Annotated in this window: 12 protein-coding genes; 9 read left to right on the forward strand and 3 right to left on the reverse strand. The window is 42.1% G+C overall.

Annotated elements, in window-relative coordinates:
- Positions 1–120: 120 nt before the first annotated feature.
- Positions 121–1,482, reverse strand: coding sequence for an aspartate aminotransferase family protein (locus tag AQPE_RS11945; RefSeq protein ID WP_318351292.1), 1,362 nt, complete (start codon positions 1,480–1,482; stop codon positions 121–123).
- A 690-nt stretch (positions 1,483–2,172) separates the two neighbouring features.
- On the opposite strand from AQPE_RS11945, the gene AQPE_RS11950 reads away from it, so the two are divergent.
- The 4 genes from AQPE_RS11950 to AQPE_RS11965 all read left to right on the forward strand — a co-directional run bounded on the left by AQPE_RS11950 (position 2,173) and on the right by AQPE_RS11965 (position 10,579).
- Positions 2,173–5,046 (forward strand): TonB-dependent receptor, encoded by a 2,874-nt coding sequence (locus tag AQPE_RS11950; RefSeq protein ID WP_318351293.1) that lies wholly within the window; start codon positions 2,173–2,175, stop codon positions 5,044–5,046.
- A gap of 76 nt (positions 5,047–5,122) precedes the next feature.
- On the forward strand, positions 5,123–9,385 hold the full coding sequence (locus tag AQPE_RS11955; RefSeq protein WP_318351294.1) for a T9SS type A sorting domain-containing protein: 4,263 nt from the start codon (positions 5,123–5,125) through the stop codon (positions 9,383–9,385).
- 126 nt (positions 9,386–9,511) lie between these two features.
- Positions 9,512–9,991 carry a toxin-antitoxin system YwqK family antitoxin gene (locus AQPE_RS11960; RefSeq protein ID WP_318351295.1) on the forward strand — a complete coding sequence of 160 codons (480 nt, stop codon included), beginning with the start codon at positions 9,512–9,514 and terminating at the stop codon, positions 9,989–9,991.
- A gap of 240 nt (positions 9,992–10,231) precedes the next feature.
- On the forward strand, positions 10,232–10,579 hold the full coding sequence (locus AQPE_RS11965; protein WP_318351296.1) for a carboxypeptidase-like regulatory domain-containing protein: 348 nt from the start codon (positions 10,232–10,234) through the stop codon (positions 10,577–10,579).
- A gap of 108 nt (positions 10,580–10,687) precedes the next feature.
- Here the strand turns inward: AQPE_RS11965 and AQPE_RS11970 are convergent, their stop codons facing one another.
- Complete coding sequence (locus tag AQPE_RS11970) at positions 10,688–11,362, reverse strand: Crp/Fnr family transcriptional regulator (RefSeq protein WP_318351297.1); 675 nt, start codon at positions 11,360–11,362, stop codon at positions 10,688–10,690.
- Positions 11,363–11,545: 183 nt separating this feature from the next.
- Between AQPE_RS11970 and AQPE_RS11975 the strand changes: the two genes are divergently transcribed.
- The 5 genes from AQPE_RS11975 (at position 11,546) to AQPE_RS11995 (ending at position 17,398) form a co-directional block, all read left to right on the forward strand.
- Entirely contained in the window at positions 11,546–12,424 is an 879-nt protein-coding gene (locus AQPE_RS11975; protein WP_318351298.1) for an ATP-binding protein, read from the forward strand.
- 367 nt (positions 12,425–12,791) lie between these two features.
- The gene (hcp, locus tag AQPE_RS11980; RefSeq protein ID WP_318351299.1) at positions 12,792–14,468 is read left to right on the forward strand and encodes a hydroxylamine reductase; all 1,677 of its coding nucleotides are present in this window, start codon (positions 12,792–12,794) and stop codon (positions 14,466–14,468) included.
- A gap of 501 nt (positions 14,469–14,969) precedes the next feature.
- The gene (locus AQPE_RS11985) at positions 14,970–15,356 is read left to right on the forward strand and encodes a hypothetical protein (RefSeq protein WP_318351300.1); all 387 of its coding nucleotides are present in this window, start codon (positions 14,970–14,972) and stop codon (positions 15,354–15,356) included.
- A 51-nt stretch (positions 15,357–15,407) separates the two neighbouring features.
- Positions 15,408–15,737, forward strand: coding sequence for a PadR family transcriptional regulator (locus AQPE_RS11990; RefSeq protein WP_318351301.1), 330 nt, complete (start codon positions 15,408–15,410; stop codon positions 15,735–15,737).
- 47 nt (positions 15,738–15,784) lie between these two features.
- Positions 15,785–17,398: a PspC domain-containing protein gene (locus AQPE_RS11995; protein WP_318351302.1), complete on the forward strand. Its 1,614-nt coding sequence runs from the start codon at positions 15,785–15,787 to the stop codon at positions 17,396–17,398.
- Between the two features lie 73 nt (positions 17,399–17,471).
- On the opposite strand, the gene AQPE_RS12000 is transcribed toward AQPE_RS11995, so the two are convergent.
- On the reverse strand, positions 17,472–18,200 hold the full coding sequence (locus AQPE_RS12000; protein WP_318351303.1) for a hypothetical protein: 729 nt from the start codon (positions 18,198–18,200) through the stop codon (positions 17,472–17,474).
- Positions 18,201–18,213: the final 13 nt, after the last annotated feature.

Here is an 18,213-nt window from a genome sequence, read left to right on the forward strand (position 1 = left end):
CATTTGCCCTTATGGCTATTTCATGATCTAACTGTTTGTTTATCGGTACAAAGGTCTGTTTGTAATATTGTAATCTGATTATGAATGGATTAATCTTCGATTAATATTTTTCAGCATTTTTTATAAATCTTTAACCAAATTATTCTCGAAGGCCTGCGAAAGAATGGAAATTGCTATTTGCAAATCTTCACGGCTGATTGTCAACGCCGGTGAAAGTTGAAGTACATTTCCCTGTGAGACTTTAAAACTCAGTCCATGAGCCATACAATCGTACATGATTTGTTCGGTTGCTTCACTTGCTTTCTCTTTTGTTTCACGATTTTTCACCAGTTCAATGCCCCACAAAAGGCCTAACCCGCGGATGTCGCCAATAATTGGGAACTGTTCTTTCAGAAGGTTTAATTCTTTGTGCATCCAAAGTCCATCATCTAAAACTTTTTGCAGAAGGTTTTTTTCTTCGATATAATTAATAGTTGCCAGCGCGGCCACGCTTCCCAGCGGACTTTTTTCGTGGGTATAATGCCCCAGAGAAATATCCTGAGCAACATTATAATTATCGCGCGCCACCATGGCTGCAAATGGGATGATACCTCCTCCCAGTCCTTTCCCTAAGCAGATGATGTCGGGTTCAATGCCGAAGTTTTCGAAGGCAAACATTTTGCCTGTACGCCCAAGTGCAATCGGAATCTCATCGAGAATTAACAGAACACCATGCCTGGTGCATATTTCACGAATCCGTTTCCAGTATGCTTTTGAAGGAATTTGCACGTCGGTATTCCTGATCGTTTCTGCCAGAAACGCACCAACCTCGCCATCTTTTTCGATTACATATTCCAAATAATCGGCGTATTTTAACTGATCCTCTTCAGTATCTCCAAAAATACCCCGGAAAGTGGTTGGTGGAGGAATGTGCATTACCCCCGGAAGCAATGGTTCCATTTGTTTTCTGAAAATAGCTTCACCCCCAGCCGAAATGGCATCGAGCGAAGCGCCGTGAAACGAATCCCAAAGCGAAACGAGTTTGTACTTCCCGGTAACCACACGTGCAAGTTTCAACGCTATGCCAATAACCGAAGTTCCACCCGGAGCAAATAAACTTCGGTTCAGGTTTCCGGGCAATAAATCGGCCAATTTCCGGGCCAGTTCAACAGCAGGCTGATTGGTGTACCTGCGCGGCGAAAACGGCAGGCTCTTGAGTTGTTCAGTAATTCGACTGATGACATAATCATTTCCGTAGCCCAACTGGTGAACATTGTTTCCGTGAAAATCCAGTAATTTTCTTCCGGAGATCGTTTGCATCCCGCTTCCTTTACAGTTCTCCAACACATCGAGGCAGGGGGTCGACATCGACTGGTGGATAAAATAGCGGGCATCGTCGGCCAGAATCTGGCGGGTTAAAGGATCAGTAATCGTCTGATTCCATTTCAGGCGTCCATTGGTAAAATTGATGTCGCCTTCGGTTAGTAATCCGGTAAGTTTCATTTTGATTTAGGTTAATGCTTATTCATGTGATAACCCGTTTTTACAATAAACGGGGGATGGCCATCTATTTCTCACTTCATACAAATCGCTGCTTGATCTGCTTCAGTGTTGTTCTGAGTTTAACGGTCGAATTTTGAATACGGCAATTCAAAAATAAGTTCAATCCAAACTTAGGATATCCGGAGATGTGATACGTTATGAGATCGTTACCATAGTGATGAGCCAAAGTTATTAAACAGCCAAACAACGATTAAAGAAGTATTTCGGGTTGATTACGTTGTGAAACAAAAAAGAAATATTTGCTTTTTGGGCCAACAAATCCCTTTAGTTTCAAAATTTCACTTCCCCGATAAAATAAAAATCTGATTCGAAACTTAAAGTTGCTGCCCAAACGACAAGAACATAGTCATCTCGCTTTTGATCGAAGCTTAACACAGTCTTAATACTTAATGCAGGATAGATGCGATACAAGGCATGTTGTTTAAGTATCTGGTATTGTGATGATTAATTTCTGTTGTTACAATCTTGTTATTCAAATGTAACTGGACTGCAAACATAAATTAACCTATTTGTAATTCCTGAACTATTCCTTTGAGCCAAAATCAAAAGCATAAAATCAAGGTTTTGAATGAATAGGGCATGATAAACGACGCCGCGAAGCATTCAATGTATTAACTAATTTATATTCGAGTGAAACTGAAACAAATTTTGCTGTTTGCCTTTTTGATGATCGTTGCGATTGTGGGCAAGTCACAAACTGGTGTTATTAAAGGAACAATTACTGATGCCAACACCAAAGAATCGTTAATTGGAGCCACTGTAGTTATACAAGGAACTGCCAAAGGAGCTTCTTCCGATTTTGATGGAAATTTCCGGATCGACAACGTTAAAGCAGGTTCGTACAACCTGGTTATTTCGTACATCTCGTACGACAACCAAATTGTTAGAGCAGAGGTAACTGAAGGAAAAGAAACGGTACTGAATTTTGCTCTCAAATCGGCTTCAGTTGATATTGATGAAGTAAAAGTAGTTGCTAAACGACGCGACAATACAGAAGTTTCAATGGTATCGTCGCTCAAAGCTGGTAACCTGATTGTTAGCGGAATTTCAGCCCAACAAATTGGTAAATCGCAGGATAAAGATGCAGCAGAAGTCATTCGCCGCGTTCCGGGAATCACCATTACTGACGGGCGTTTCGTGATTGTACGTGGATTGATTGAACGATACAATTCGGTAATGCTGAACGGAGCAACGGCTCCCAGTTTCGAAGCCGACAAGCGGGCTTTTTCGTTTGATGCCATTCCCAGCGGAATGATCAACAACATCCTGATTTATAAAAGTCCGGCGCCCGAGCTACCTGCCGATTTCGCCGGGGCTGCCATCAATGTTGAAACGAAGAGCAATGCCGACGAAAACAGTCTGGTTATCGCATACAATACTAAATATGTTGAACATACCACCTTCAATAACAAGTTCCAAACCTACCAGGGTGGGAAAACCGACTGGCTGGGATACGACGATGGAACAAGGGATGTTCCGAAGGGAGTGCCATCGGCTGATGTGTTTAAAGGACTTTATACCTGGAAAAGTATCGATGATTACATGCAAAAAACTACCGATCTGGTAAAGGTTTCGAAGCTGTTCAGTAACAATTGGGAGTCTAAATCAAAAACTCCACTTCCTGATCAAAGTTTATCCATCACGCTGCAACGGCGTTTTGTGCTAGGCAAAGTTTCGCTGGGAAACATTTCGTCCTTTTCGTACAATTCGACAAGCGATTACCAGGAAGTTGACCGGCTGGAATACCAGGATTATTCGGCAGAACAAAACCGCGTGATCAAAGATTTCGATTTTCACGATCAGAAATCAAAAGAATCGACCAAAATTGGTTTCATCCATAACTGGAACTTGCTTTATGGCAACAACCAGAAACTTGAATTCAGGAACCTGGTGAATCAGATGGGTAATAAAACCACTAACATCAGAGATGGGGTAAATTACTACAATGTGGACACTATCCATGCGATTGACCTGCGCTACGAAAGTCGTTTTATTTATTCAGGACAGTTGGCCGGAGAGCAACATTTCAACCACGAACGAACCAAGTTTAACTGGATGGCTGGATATGGGTACACCAAAAATTCGCAACCCGACAACCGCCGACTGACTTTTATTCTGGACAATAATCAAAATGGCGACCATTATAATGAATACTTCCTTCGGATGCAAAATGTACCGAATGCTTACCTGGGCGGACGTTTGTGGCTAAACCTCAATGAAAATATTTACAATTACAAAGCCGATTTTGAACACTTGTTCAAAATTTTCAATAGTAACGCTGATTATACTTTAAAGGCTGGAGTCTCATACGAACGCAAAAAACGTGAGTTTAGTTCTCGCTTAATAGGAGCTGTTGCATACAACAATCCACCCGATATTTTCTACAAACCTGCCAGCGAGATTTTTTCAGAAGAAAATATCTATTTCGACCAAACAGCACCATTCAATCAGGACGGGATAACCTATCGCGATAATACTGCCGCGAAAGACAGTTACGATGGGGAAGACAAAATTTTGGCCGGTTACATCGGGTTAAAAATTCCAATTTCGAAAAAGATAAATGCTTACGGTGGCGTGCGTTTCGAAAAGTTTAACCGGAAAATCAGCAATTTTTACGAAAAGACCGGAAATACCGACAACCTTGACATCGTTCGGGATACAATCAATTACTTTCCCTCCATTAACCTGACTTATAACATCAACGATAGGAATCTGGTTAGGTTCTCGTACGGCAAAACGATTAATCGTCCTGAATTCAGGGAAATGTCGAATTTTGATTACCAGGACTTCGACATGTTCGCCATTATTCACGGGAACGATACGCTGAAAAGCGCATACATTGATAACTACGACCTTCGTTACGAATGGTATCCTTCGGCAGGCGAAGTTGTTTCGTTAGCAGCTTTTTATAAAGATTTTACCGATCCGATTGAAGTATTCCTGATTCCAGCCGGAACCGGTTACGACTACAAACCTTTCAATACCGAAAAGGCCTATAGTATGGGGCTTGAACTGGATGCCCGCAAGCAATTCACCGAATTTGAACATTCAAGTGGATTCCTGAATTACCTAAAAAACCTGACCATAATTTTCAACACTTCGCTCATTAAGAGCCAGATAAATACCTCACAGCAAGGCTTTGCCCGCGATAAAAAACGAATCATGCAAGGCCAGTCTCCCTACATCATTAACCTCGGGTTAAACTACGCCAGTGAAGCGTCAAAATTTAATGTTGGCGTTAATTTTAACCGGCTTGGGAAACGGATTGCCTATGTCGGAAACCCTCTGAACCCACATACCTGGGAACTTCCACGAAATTCACTTGACCTGACTATTCAAAAGGAATTGGGCAAACGAGTGACTTTTAAGGCTGGTGTTAAGGACATCCTGAATAATCCTGTACGTTTTGTTCAGTACTATGGAACGAACGATAACATTACAGTTGACACTTACAATTACACGCCCAACAGAAGCTTCTCTGCCGGTATTGTTGTGAAACTCTAATGTGCTGTTAAATATGAATAATAAACAAAACAACAATAGAAAAAAGATTGCTTTTTTGAACATTAAAATTCAAATTATGAAGAAAATTTTACTTTCACTTATTGTATCGTTGTTGATTACTTTTGGGGCTTCGGCCCAAAGCATTAACGACAGCTTTTTCGATCACGTCAATTACATTGGCGCTTTCGACGGTACTTTCAACTGGACTGCCGGATGGGCTGAATGGTCACCGGTTGATAAAGTGTATCCCGATGCTACCTTAACTAAAGGTAACGGACAGTTTGCCTATGCAACCGGAACGCACATCACTGCTAATGAAACCTGGACTGGAGTGATTAAACTCAATGGTTGGGTTTATGTTGATGAAGGTGCAATCTTAACCATTCAGGCCGGAACAATTATCCGTGGTACTGAAAAGAGTGCGGTTATTGTTCAACGCGGTGGTAAAATAAACGCAGTTGGAACAAGTACCAATCCTATCGTATTCACAAGCAACTTACCTGCTGGTCTTCGCACTACAAGTAGCTGGGGAGGAATTGTTCTGTGCGGAAAAGCAACCAATAACATTTCTGGCGGTGTTGGTACTGCCGAAGGTGGTATCACCTCGCAATACGGTGGAACTGATGACAACGACAATTCAGGGACTTTAAAATATGTCCGTATTGAGTTTGCCGGTTACGAAATTGCTACCGGATCTGAAATTAACGGATTAACGCTATGTTCTGTGGGTCGGGCAACTACAATCGACCACATTCAGGTTTCCTATTCGGGCGACGATGCCTACGAATGGTTTGGTGGAACTGTAAATGCCAAATACCTGATTTCGTACAAAACTGAAGACGACGACTTTGATACCGATAATGGTTTCCGTGGTATGGTTCAATATGGTGTTGCTCTTCGTACAAACGATATTGTTGACACCGACGCTGCCAACACATTCGAATCGGACAACGATGCTGCCGGAAGTACTGCTGAACCTTTTACTCATGCCGTTTTTAGTAATATTAGCGCTTTTGGTCCTGCTATTACCGCAACCAATCCTGCTTCTTTACAAGCAAAACATGCCGATGGTTCAGGATTCCGTATCCGTCGTAATTCACGTTTGCAGATTTATAATGCAGCCATTTTAGGTTGGGGCAAGGGCGTTCGTATCGAATCGGATGGCACACAAACTGCTGCACAATCTGACTTGATGACTATTCAAAATTGTATCATCGCTGGAATTCGTGGCGATAATTTCATTCTGGATGCCAATGCAACCGTAATGACCGCTGCAACCATGGAAACCTGGTTTAAAGCTGCTACACGCAAAAACCAAGTTATCGCAGCCAATGCCGATGTAAAAATCACCGATCCTTTCAATTTTGCGAGCCCTAATTTTCAGCCAGCAACAGGCTCCCCTGTTATGAACGCTTCTTACTGGTATGCCGGAACAACTAACAACACAGAAGCTTCAATCGATAACAGCTTTTTTGACCATGTCAATTACGTTGGTGCTTTCGACGGATCGTACAACTGGACTACTGGCTGGACCGAATGGGATCCGGTAAACAAAGCTTATGCTGATGCAACTACAACCAAAGGTAACGGACAGTTTGCTATGGCAACTGGTACTCACATTACTGCCAACGAAACCTGGAGTGGAGTGATTAAACTTGACGGCTGGGTTTATGTTGATGCAGGTGCAACGCTTACAATTAATGCCGGAACAGTAATTCGTGGAACTGAAAAAAGTGCCTTGATCGTTCAACGTGGTGGAAAGATTAGCGCAGTTGGTACAAGCACAAATCCAATCGTCTTCACCTCGAATCAGGCAGCAGGACTTCGCACAACCAGTAACTGGGGCGGTGTTGTAATTTGCGGAAATGCAACAAATAACATCGCTGGTGGCATTGGTACTGCCGAAGGTGGTATTACCTCGCAATACGGTGGTACCGATGATAACGATAACTCAGGAACTTTAAAATATGTACGTATCGAGTTTGCCGGATACGAAATTGCAACAGGTTCAGAAATTAACGGTTTAACCCTATGCTCTGTAGGTCGGGCAACTACGATCGACCATATTCAGGTTTCCTATTCGGGCGACGATGCTTACGAATGGTTTGGCGGAACTGTAAATGCGAAATACCTGATTTCGTACAAAACCGAAGATGACGATTTTGATACTGATAATGGTTTCCGTGGAATGGTTCAATACGGTATTGCACTTCGTATCAACGATATTGTTGACACCGACGCTGCCAACACTTTTGAATCGGATAACGACGCTGCCGGAAGTACTGCATTGCCATTTACCCACGCAGTTTTCAGCAACATCAGTGCTTTTGGTCCTGCGATTACTGCAACCAATCCTGCTTCTTTACAAGCAAAACATGCCGATGGTTCGGGATTCCGCATCCGCCGTAATTCACGTTTGCAGATATACAATACTGCTATTTTAGGCTGGGGCAAAGGTCTTCGTATCGAATCTGATGGCACCCAAACTGCTGCAAATACTGATTTAATGACCATACAAAACTGTATCATGGCTGGTATTCGTGGCGATAATTTCATTCAGGATGCCAATGCAACCGTGATGACTGCTGCAACTATGGAAGCATGGTATAAAGCTGCCACACGTAAGAATCAGTTATTTACAGCCAATGCCGATGTAAAAATCACCGATCCTTTCAATTTTACCAGTCCAAACTTCCAACCAGCAACGGGTTCTCCTGTTTTGAATGCCTCATACTGGTATTCAGGAACAACTAATACGACTGTAGCATCGATTAACAATAGTTTTTTCGATCATGTAAAATACGTTGGCGCTTTTGATGGAACTACGAACTGGACTACTGGCTGGGCTGAATGGGATCCGGTTAACAAAGTTTATGCTGATGCAACAACAACCAAAGGTAACGGACAATTTGCAATGGCAACCGGTACTCACATTACTGCAAACGAAACCTGGAGCGGAACCGTTAAGCTTGATGGTTGGGTTTATGTTGACGCAGGTGCAACCCTGACAATTAGTGCAGGAACAGTTATTCGCGGTACCGAAAAAAGTGCCCTGATCGTTCAGCGTGGTGGTAAAATCAATGCGGTTGGAACAAGCACTAACCCAATTGTATTTACTTCTAATCAGGCTGCCGGACTTCGCACAACAAGTAACTGGGGTGGTGTGGTACTTTGTGGAAATGCAAAAAATAACATTGCGGGTGGTGTTGGTACTGCTGAAGGTGGTATTACCTCACAATACGGTGGAACCGATGATAGCGACAACTCCGGAACATTACAATATGTGCGTATCGAGTTTGCCGGATACGAAATTGCTACCGGATCTGAAATCAATGGTCTGACACTTTGTTCGGTTGGAAACGGAACCACGCTTGATCACATTCAGGTAAGCTACTCGGGTGACGATGCTTACGAATGGTTTGGTGGATCAGTAAATGCCAAATGCCTGATTTCGTACAAAACGGAAGACGACGACTTTGATACCGATAACGGTTTCCGCGGTATGATTCAATATGCTGTTGCACTTCGCACCAACGATATTGTTGACACCGATGCTGCCAATGCTTTCGAATCGGATAACGATGCCGCCGGAAGTACAGCCGAGCCTTTTACTCATGCCGTATTCAGCAACGTTAGTGCCTTCGGCCCGGCAATAACTGCAACAAATCCTACAACACTTCAGGCTAAACATGCCGATGGTTCAGCCATGCGTTTACGTCGTAATACTCGTTTACAAATTTATAATACGGCTTTCCTTGGTTGGGGTAAAGGCCTTCGTTTGGAGTCAGATGGTAGCCAAACTGCTGCAAACACCGACTTGCTAACCGTTCAAAATTGTATTATGGCTGGTATTCGTGGCGATAACTTCATTCAGGATGCAAATGCAACAGTAATGACTGCCGCAACAATGGAAGCATGGTACAAAGCAACAAAACGCACGAATCAGCTATTTACAAACAATACCGATGTAAAAATTGCTGATCCTTTCAATTTTGCCAGTCCAAACTTCCAGCCTGCTACCAATTCACCAGTTCAGAATGCATCTTACTGGGTTATTACAGCCGTGGAACCAACGATTGCAAACGAAGCCAGTTTGGTGAGTTATCCAAATCCATTCTCAGGAAGTACAAACATTGAACTTCAACTTGAAAAAAGTTCGTATGTACGAATTGTTGTAACCGACATTTCAGGCCGTACAGTGGCCAATCTTCAGGAAGGGAATTTAACTGAAGGAACACACCGTTTCGAATTCGACGGTTCTGCTCTTCCAAAGGGAATGTATATCGCCAAAGTGATTACATCTGATTCTCAGAAATCGGTTAAAATGATTTCCAAATAAGGAAGAATAATAAATTGAAAATGGAGCTTCATTGGCCCCGAGTCCTCGGGGCTGATGAAGCTCTTTTTAAAAATGTAACTTAACCGGAACAATTCATTCCGGAATTTTAAATATAAGAATTGCACCATGAAGAAGCTCAGTTTGTTAATAGTCATGATCGGCTTTTTTGCATTTGCGGCCAAGGCTCAGGAATTGAAGGAAATAAACGGTATTTATTATGCCGATAGCGTTGCCTATACCGGGAAATATGTGACTCACTTTCCCAACGGCAAAATCAAACTCGAAATGAACCTCGAAAATGGCATGAAGAATGGCACTGTAAATGTTTATTTTGAAAATGGGCAGATAAATGAAGTCCGGTCGTACAAGAACAACCTGATGCACGGATCGTGGATTACCTACAACGAACAAAAGGTTTTGATTGGTCTGGCTAATTATAAAGACGGACTGAAACACGGAACCTGGATGATCTGGGATGCGAACGGAAGCCTGCTTTATGAGTTGCATTACGATATGGGCGAGAAAGTTGGAATTTGGCGAAATTTTGGCAAGAACGGTGAGATAATCAGCGAACGCGAATATCCGGAGAAACCGGTAAAAAAATAGTCAGGTTATTTTATTTCCATTTCCTGAAATTAAGAAATGCATGCGGTTAAAATGCGGCGAATCTGCCAAATTCGAGGCAGAAAAGAGTTGTTTGTAATTTTTCTGTAATCAAACGAATAGGTCGGATTTCGAAGATCTGCTGTTTGTAACAATATTTTAATTGATGCTTAATTGCCCTTTAATTGGGCGGCGGTACTTTTGAAAGTATTAATCGGAGATAATAAACAAATAAATACAGTTATGAAAAAAGTAATTTTCGCGCTTGTTGTAGCATTTGCAACAACAAGCGCATTCGCTGAAAAAACAGATTCCAAAGCAGATTCAAAGTCAGAAGCAATTGTACTTTCTTTAAGCGGAAACGTAATTGACGAGGTTTCAGGTGAAGCTTTGGTTGGCGTGGAAGTTAAAGTTGACGGTTCGGACCAAAAAGCTTATACCGATTTTGACGGCCATTTTGTGATCGACAATGTAAAATCAGGCGATTGCAAATTAGTTGCCAGCTACACTTCGTACAATAAAAACGAAAAAACATTTACAATGAATGCCAAGAACAATCAGGTAAAGATTGAACTTCAGGCATCAAAATAGAACGAATTGTCCCAGATAATATTGGTTGTACTCATCAGATTCAAACCTCTTCGATAACCCGGAGAGGTTTTTTTATGCCCATCACTTGGCTGAAGTAAGGTGGTTGTTTTAACCCTTTAGCAACTGGTTCATTTGGTTTTTGTCCAGAATCTTGATGCAACGGCGGTCAGTTTCAATTAATCCTTCCTGACACATCTCACCCAAAGTACGCGCTAACGAAGGTCGGGTTACGCCAAACATTTCGGCCAATTGTCCCTGCGACTGCTGGATCTCAACCGTTTGAAGCCGGTCGCCAGCCTTTTCGAGCAGGTAATGCGCAATTTTCTGCTTGATGGTTTTAAAGGAAAGAAACTTCAACTTTTGCGATAAGAACTGTGCCCGTGTTGAAATCGTATTCAGGTAATTATTCAGGATCAAGGCATTCAATTGCAGTAGTTTTACAAACTCTGGCTTCGGAATAGAAACCATTTCGACATCCGTTGTGGCCGAAACTGTTACAGGAAACCTATTCAGCGTTCCAAATAAAAAGGCCGTGGCTAAAGGCTGGGGCGCCGACAAATCTTCAATCTTTATGGTTTTGCCTGAATAGTCGTTCATCTCGGCTTTCACACTTCCTGACTGAATGATCAGTAGCCGGTCGCAGACTTCGCCACCCATTACAATCAAATCGTTCTTCTGATATGTTTTAACCTGAAAGTGAATCTGTGTAAAAAGCTCAGATAATTCTTCAGGAGAAATGCCCCGGAAAATGGGCGACTGACAAAGTATTTCGGGTTGAATCATATTTATAGTGTATTATCTTGCCACAAAGTCGCAAAGTTGTACTAAAAATTAATCTTTGTGTTACTTCGTGTCTTAGAGCCTTCGTGGCAAACCTTTGTTTTTTCTTTCAATTTGTAACATTGGTTACATTTCAAACAACCGAACGACCGTACTTTTGTTTCAGAAAAATACAAAATTACTCTAATGATACGCGAAATTGTAAATATAGACGAAGAATTGTGCAACGGTTGTGGAGTTTGTGTTCCGAATTGCCACGAAGGTGCATTGCAAATTATAGATGGTAAAGCCAGGCTCATTAGCGAATTGATGTGTGACGGATTGGGAGCCTGCCTTGGCCATTGCCCGGAGGGAGCGATTACCATTGAGAAACGTGAAGCTGACGAGTACGATGAGGAATTGGTGGTACAGCAAATTATCCCGAAAGGCAAAAACACACTGGTTGCCCACATGAAACACCTGAAAGAACACGGCGAAACCGTTTTCCTGAAACAGGCTGTTGGTTACCTGAAAATGCATGCCAGCGAAATTCCGTTCAGTGTTGAAGAAGTAATTTTCGAAGTTCATTCTACAAAAGTTGAATCGTCTGGTTGCGCCAGTGGAGGCTGCCCAGGTTCGCAGGCTGTCAGCTTCGAACCACAGAACCTTCGCTTTGCTCCGGCAACGGCTACAACTGAAACGCCTTCTGCTCTACGTCAATGGCCGGTTCAGATGCACTTAATAAATCCAGCTGCATCCAGTTTTCAGGGAACCGATCTGCTTTTAGCTGCCGATTGTGTAGCGTTCAGTTTAGGTAATTTTCACACCAAACATTTGGCCGGAAAATCGTTGGTTATTGCCTGTCCCAAACTCGACCAAGGCAAAGAAATATACGTGGAGAAAATTCGTCGCCTCATCGACGAAGCCCGTGTGAATACCATCACTGTGATGATGATGGAAGTTCCATGTTGCGGAGGTTTGTCTCAACTGGTTAAAATGGCGGCAGCACAGGCAACACGAAAAGTTCCGGTAAAAGAAATCATCGTCAGCATCAAAGGCGAAATTCTGGACGAAAGCTGGGTGTAAAGAAGCCTCTCCAACCCCTCCAAAGGAGGGGCATAAAAAACGGGTTGCGAGATTCGGGTTGCGGGTTATCGCTAAATCAAATATGAAGCACTTATCCTTTGCCGTCTGCTTTAGCTGACAGACACAGAAAAATTGAATCTTACTTCCCCGAAGGGGATAAATATCAATAGCCCGGGGCGAAACCCCGGGTTGAAAAATGCCAACAAACCAATCGTCCGCGAGCAAGTGTTCGCAAAAGCGAAAACCGATTTTCGGACGAAATGGAGCGAACACAAATTCAATCAAAAAACATTTAAAAAATTTAATAATCGAAGGGAATCAGTTCACAAATCACTGTGGACGGCCATTCTCATGCAAAAAATTAGCTATGGATATGTTTTGTTTTCAATGTCAGGAAGCAGCCAAAGGAATTGGTTGCACAATCAAAGGTGTGTGCGGAAAAGACAGCAATGTCTCGAATCTTCAGGACACATTACTCTTTATACTGAAAGGTGTTGCTGCCTTAAACAGCGAATTGCGCAAAGCCGGATTGGCCGAGCCCAAAGTAAATAAAGTGCTTTTCGATAGTTTGTTCAGCACCATCACCAATGCCAATTTTGATGATGTGGCCTTTTCAATCCGGATCAAAAAAACACTGAAAGTTCGCGACGAGTTAAAGGCAAAAGCGATAGAAGCTGGCATTAGTATGCCAACACACGAGTCGGTAAGCTGGTCGGCCTCAACCACCGAAGAATTCGAGGCGAAAGCGGCTGAAGTTGGCGTGTTGAGCGAAAAGAATGAAGACATCCGCTCGCTGAAAGAGTTGATTATTTACGGTTTGAAAGGCTTGGCCGCTTACGCCGAACATGCTTTCAATCTGAATCATGAAAACGAAGAAATTTACGCTTTCATGGAACGCGCTTTGGCTGCAACCACTCAGGATTTATCAGCCGACGAGTTAGTTGCACTGACCCTTGAAACCGGGAAATTCGGTGTTGATGTAATGGCTCTGCTCGACAAAGCGAACACCACCAGCTACGGAAATCCGGAAATGACCAAAGTAAACATTGGGGTCCGTAAAAATCCGGCCATCCTGATTTCAGGTCACGATTTGCGCGATTTGGAAGACCTTTTAGTGCAAACCGAAGGAACTGGAGTGGATGTGTACACGCACAGCGAAATGCTGCCTGCTAACTATTATCCGGCTTTTAAGAAATACAAACACCTAGCGGGTAACTACGGAAATGCCTGGTGGAAACAGAAAGAAGAATTCGAAAGCTTCAACGGCCCGATTCTTTTCACCACCAACTGTATTGTTCCGCCTATGGATAAAGCAGGTTATCGCGATCGCATTTACACCACCGGAGCAAGCGGATTACCGGGAGCAGTGCACTTCCCCGACCGCAAACCTGGTGAAAGGAAAGATTTTCATGCCATTATTGAACATGCTAAAATCTGTGGTGCTCCAACCGAAATCGAAACCGGCGAAATTATTGGAGGTTTCGCGCACAATCAGGTTTTCGAATTGGCCGGACCAATTGTTGAAGCCGTTAAAACCGGTGCAATCCGCAAGTTTTTTGTAATGGCAGGTTGTGATGGCCGCATGAAAGATCGTGATTATTACACCCAGTTTGCCGAAAAACTGCCAACCGACACTGTTATCCTGACAGCAGGTTGTGCCAAATACCGTTACAACAAATTGCCATTAGGCGACATCAACGGAATTCCGCGTGTAATCGATGCTGGACAATGTAACGACTCCTATTCGCTGGCTGTTGTGGCTTTAAAACTGAAAGAAATTTTTGAATTGGAAGACATCAACGATTTACCAATTGCCTACAACATTGCCTGGTATGAGCAAAAAGCTGTCATCGTATTGTTGGCATTGCTTTCGCTGGGAGTGAAAAACATTCATCTCGGGCCAACATTACCAGCCTTTTTATCGCCAAACGTGGTAAATGTTTTGGTACAGAACTTCGGTATCGCCGGAATCAAAACCGTTGACGAAGATTTAAAATTGTTCCTTCAAACCGAAAAGGAACTGGAAGAAGAATTTGAGAAATAGTGACTTATTGTTTTGGTGGATTGTTTTTGAAAACCTCTGGATCGCTTCTGATTCGGAGGTTTTTTTGTAAAATCATCTTTTTATAGTCAGGATTTCATGTAAAGTGAAGCCCTGACTAGTTTTTATTTACCTCCTTCAATCGTTTTCTGCGGTTCTAAAAGACCAGATATTTACGCAGACTAAAATATTTTCGATTTTTCGCATAATTATTAATTCAATATAGTATTGATATATAGGATGTTGAAAATTATTTTCAAAAATAATTTAAAATTTTAGTACTTTGTGTTGCATAGAACCATTTAAAGTTCGTATGTTTGTAAAGCCAATAACAATGTAAGAGAAGGTAGAAGTTTTAAAAGAGTTCTTTGGATTCTGTAACAAAACCGAAAACTTAGCGTCTTACCAACAGAAAAACAAGAAAACAGCATCAGAAAACAAGAAAACGTGTTCAGAAAACAAAAACAGAAAACAGAAACAATCTAACAAACAAATCTCAAAGCCATGAGAACAACAAACAACATTCAGAAAACAGAAACAAGGCCAATCAAAAAAACAATTAGCAAGATGTTCGCCATCATTATTAGTTTGGTATTAATTAGTTTTACCGTAAGCGCTCAGGGATTCTGGAAGCAAATACTTGTGAACAATACCTACGGAAAGATGGCTGAATTGATGGTTGAACAGAAAAATGCAGATGATCAGCTTTTGAATGCTAACGCACATTCTCCTGAAACGATGGTCACAAGACCGGCTGGCAATACTGGAGTTGCAGCGCAAATGACTTTTGAATTCTACTTCGGTTCTCAATGGGGCATCAGTCAGAATATCGATGAGACAGATGTACCAATGATCGATTGGAAAATGGATCAATCAAGCCAGAGCAACTGATCCTGGTTTTAAGGGGAGATTAATTAAAACGATTTTAAAGGAGGAAAAACAATGGATCTAAACAATACAAAAGCTCAAATGCGCAAGGGCGTTCTCGAATACTGCATCCTGCTGGTAATCGATGGAAAACCTTTGTATGCAAGCGATATCATCGAGGAATTGAAAAACTCGAAAATGATTGTCGTGGAAGGAACTTTATACCCACTACTCACTCGCTTGAAAAACGACGGACTACTGGCTTACAAATGGGAAGAATCGACCCAGGGGCCGCCGCGTAAATATTATGAACTGACGGAAGAAGGACGTTTTTTCCTGAACGAAATGGGCGCTTCGTGGGACGAGTTAGTCGAAGCTGTCAAGACGATAAAAGAACATAAATAGGTTGATTTCAGTATAAGTTAATCAAAAACGGGAAAACCTTAGAACACATGAAAAAGACATTTACAATAAACATAAGTGGAAGCATCTTCCACATCGATGACGACGCTTTCGAGAAACTACAAAAATACCTGCATATGCTGAATAAGCATTTCGGACCAGCCATTGAAGGTCAGGAAATTCTTCAGGATATTGAAGCACGTATCGCCGAACTGTTCCTCGAAAAAACCAGCAATAAAGTAGAAGTAATCACAGACTCAATGGTTGACGAAGTGATTGCCCGTATGGGTAAGCCAGAAGACTTCATGGAGCAGGAAGAAGAAGCTGAAAAGGCTCAGGCAGAGACAACATCTCCTGAAGATGAACCCAAAATCCGTCGTAGGCTATACCGCGATGGCGACAATCGGGTATTGGGTGGTGTTTGTTCCGGAATGGGAGCCTATTTCAACATCGATATGGTAATGATGAGAGTAATCTTCTTTTTACTGTTTTTCCTAATCGGGCCATTTAACGTGCTGTTGTATTTTATTCTCTGGATTGTTGTGCCTAAAGCAAAAACAACAGCCCAGCGGCTTGAAATGCGAGGTAAAGAGGCCACAATCTCTAACATTGAGAAGTCGATTAAAGAAGAAGTGAACGAAGTTGGCGAAAGCTATAATAAGTTTGCAAATTCGAAAAACGAAAAGGGAGTCTCGCGTATCGATAGTTTTGGCGAGGTTGTTGGCAGTGTATTGCGTGTAGTATTACGTGTTATCGTTCTGATATTTGGAGCAGCCCTTATCATCGGTGGAATTGCCAGTCTGATTGGCTTTATCGCCTCAATGGCTATTGGAAATTCTTTTATGCATGGAGGCCTGTGGAATTTCGGTTCTGGTTCGAATGTCGATATGTCTGCATTGCTCAATAATTTCGTTAGTCCGGGAGCTTATGCCATTTCGTTAATCGCCATTTCCATTCTGGCAGGAATTCCGATCTTACTTATTCTTTTTATCGGAACGAAACTATTGTTCCGCTATAAAACCAATAATCGGATGATCGGGTTGGGCGCTTTTGGCCTATGGTTAGCTGCTCTTATTGTTATAACCTTTATCGCAGTGAATCAGGTTAGCAATTTCGGAAAGCAAACCAGTCAAACCGTGACGCAAAAAGTAGAATGCAACGCATGCAAAACCTTGTATCTGGAAACTGCTGAAGATTTATACGAGTCTCTTATTGACAATGAAATTTCGCTCGACCGGATGAAAATTGCTGAGGTTAACGGAAAAGATAAAATCCTGGGACATCCGAGGTTTACCATTGAAAAAAGTAGTACGAATGAATATTTACTGCTGATCAAAAAACAATCGAGAGGAAGCAGTACTGTTGATGCTCAAAAGAATGTGGAAGAGATTGAGTATAATTTTACCCTGAAAGATTCGACGCTCCGATTCGATCCGTATTATATGCTAAAGGACAAGGCTAGATGGCGCAACCAGGAGGTTTACCTGACCCTGAAAGTTCCGGAAGGAAAATCGGTTTACCTGAATCAGAAAATGACCGATATCATTTCCAACATTGAGAATATCGAAAACATGTGGGATGGTGATATGGTTGGCAAAACATGGACGATGACCGCTGACGGATTGTCACTGAAGAAAGAGATTCCATTGACAATAAAGAAATAAACTTCAATATAAATATTGATTCCTGAATGGAATATCGAGAAAGGCTGACCAGTAATGGTTAGCCTTTCGCTTTTTACTTCGAGCCAAGATATTCTTCTGTAGTGTAAATTGCATTCACAATAATATTCTTATTCGCACCAATAACGAACTCACTCAGGCCAACATGCGATTTGTTTTTGGGATTCCAATCATAGGTGTAACCTAACTGGGTCCACGGATATTGATTGTTCAAATCGCACTGATAATACCGGCTGATTCGGTTTTCATTCATCCATGAAATGTGCTCCGAATCGACCTGCTTCGGAAAACAAGTTTTGCATCTGGTATCTGTAACTTCCTTGTCGGGGCATGGCCTGAACAAATCAGAAGGCTTCACCCAAAACTCAACAAAATAACTGTAACCCGAATTTGGCGGCAAGCCTAAAAGCTGGATCAATCTCCGATTGACATCCTTTGTCTTTTCGTGTTGCATCCGCTGCTTAAGTTCTGGTGCGGTAGTTATCCAAATCGGATACTTTCCGGTATTGTAAAATGCTGAATCGAGATATTGCTTGTAGTAAGTAATGTTTTGTTTCCAGGTAACTACCAGGATATAATCTTCTCCCTTGATGTTTTTCCAAACCAGGTTCTGGTTTTGTTTCACCACAGGGACCAGCTTGTCGTAAACTTTACTTGCTTCAGGATAAATTGCACTTTGTATGGATTGCTGATAAAGAACTGTGTCGTTTAAATCTTTTTTTATGGTCTGACAAGCGATGAACGACAGTAACAAAGCCAGCAGCAGTGAGTTTTTTGTTTTCATCTGAAGTATTTAC

Source organism: Aquipluma nitroreducens, from assembly GCF_009689585.1.
In the GTDB taxonomy this organism is placed as follows: Bacteria; Bacteroidota; Bacteroidia; order Bacteroidales; family Prolixibacteraceae; genus Aquipluma; species Aquipluma nitroreducens.

Bases quoted from the DNA above. Each gene is read 5' to 3' on its own strand.
- AQPE_RS11945 (WP_318351292.1), bottom strand. From the start codon at position 1,482: ATGAAACTTACCGGATTACTAACCGAAGGCGACATCAATTTTACCAAT.
- AQPE_RS11955 (WP_318351294.1), top strand. From the start codon at position 5,123: ATGAAGAAAATTTTACTTTCACTTATTGTATCGTTGTTGATTACTTTT.
- AQPE_RS11960 (WP_318351295.1), top strand. From the start codon at position 9,512: ATGAAGAAGCTCAGTTTGTTAATAGTCATGATCGGCTTTTTTGCATTT.
- AQPE_RS11965 (WP_318351296.1), top strand. From the start codon at position 10,232: ATGAAAAAAGTAATTTTCGCGCTTGTTGTAGCATTTGCAACAACAAGC.
- AQPE_RS11970 (WP_318351297.1), bottom strand. From the start codon at position 11,362: ATGATTCAACCCGAAATACTTTGTCAGTCGCCCATTTTCCGGGGCATT.
- AQPE_RS11975 (WP_318351298.1), top strand. From the start codon at position 11,546: ATGATACGCGAAATTGTAAATATAGACGAAGAATTGTGCAACGGTTGT.
- hcp (WP_318351299.1), top strand. From the start codon at position 12,792: ATGGATATGTTTTGTTTTCAATGTCAGGAAGCAGCCAAAGGAATTGGT.
- AQPE_RS11985 (WP_318351300.1), top strand. From the start codon at position 14,970: ATGAGAACAACAAACAACATTCAGAAAACAGAAACAAGGCCAATCAAA.
- AQPE_RS11990 (WP_318351301.1), top strand. From the start codon at position 15,408: ATGGATCTAAACAATACAAAAGCTCAAATGCGCAAGGGCGTTCTCGAA.
- AQPE_RS11995 (WP_318351302.1), top strand. From the start codon at position 15,785: ATGAAAAAGACATTTACAATAAACATAAGTGGAAGCATCTTCCACATC.
- AQPE_RS12000 (WP_318351303.1), bottom strand. From the start codon at position 18,200: ATGAAAACAAAAAACTCACTGCTGCTGGCTTTGTTACTGTCGTTCATC.